Source organism: Sulfitobacter sp. HI0027 (genome assembly GCF_001634775.1).
Lineage (GTDB): Bacteria > Pseudomonadota > Alphaproteobacteria > Rhodobacterales > Rhodobacteraceae > Sulfitobacter.
Genome location: NZ_LWER01000144.1, coordinates 1 through 943 on the forward strand (window position 1 = coordinate 1; position 943 = coordinate 943).

The 943-nt window shown below is 58.4% G+C and carries 2 protein-coding genes; one reads left to right on the forward strand and one right to left on the reverse strand.

All coding sequences use genetic code 11. The annotated features are described in order from the left end of the window. The coding region (locus A3722_RS24745) for a hypothetical protein (protein WP_236627374.1) at positions 1–320 on the forward strand (320 nt) is incomplete at its 5' end. 141 nt (positions 321–461) lie between these two features. Here A3722_RS24745 and A3722_RS08495 read toward each other — a convergent pair. Continuing rightward, positions 462–943 (reverse strand): phage major capsid protein (locus tag A3722_RS08495; RefSeq protein ID WP_150120458.1); only part of this gene is annotated, 482 nt, incomplete at its 5' end.

Below are 943 nucleotides of genomic sequence, written 5' to 3' on the forward strand. Positions count from 1 at the left end.
GAAAGTTAGCGGAAAGTGCCGGTTCCGGCCTGCCGCAGCTTGGCAAATTCCAAAATTCCCAATTTGTGGATGTGCGCGTTTTGGAGGCCGTACCGGTCACGAGATCGGCGCTCCAAACCTTTGACCACGCCCCCCGAAGAGATGCTCCACACGCGCCCTTGCGCGCGCGCACGCGAGGGATGGGCCTGCTCACCTTAAGGAAAAACTGTATTAGCAATGACGGCAAACTGGGCAGGCCGGTACCGGAAAGCGCTGCATCTAAACTTTGGACGCCCCACGCTCTTTTGTTGTGCACCAACCAAAATTGTTGCGGTTTATGATTGCCGAAGAGCCGCAGCCGGTCCCCAAAACCTATGTGCAGATGTTTTGACGGGGGGCGGGCCGTAGCTCCCGCGCCCCCTAGGCTTCCCGCTGGAAACACTACTAAACAGCGGTGATGCCTATCTCTCATGATGCTGACCTTACGCCGCTGCCATCTTGAGCAGCTTGATCGCGTTGCTGTCCATGACCTCGCCAGACGTCCGGTGATGGAAGTAGAAGCGGACCCAGCCGGGGCGGGTGAACGGGTCACGCAAAAGCCGCATGCGGTTGGAACGGTCCGCGATCAGATAGCCCGCGCCCCAGTTACCGAAGGCGATAGGGATGCTATCGGCTGCAACACTATCCATTTCCTCTGACTCGAACACGGGATAGCCAAGCAGCGTTGCAGGCTGTCCGGCAGCCAAGCTATCAGACCAGATCAGCCGCCCATCAGCGTCCTTCATCTTCCGAACAATCGCCGCGGTTGTGCGGTTCATGATCCACGCGCAATTGCCGCGCATCCGGTACGGGCTGCGAAGGGACATCATCAGATTAACAAGGTCATCCTGCTCAATGACTGTTGCGCTTCCCGCCGGAACCGTTTGCAGAGTGCCGAACGCGCGGTCAGCATCATCTTCTTCCG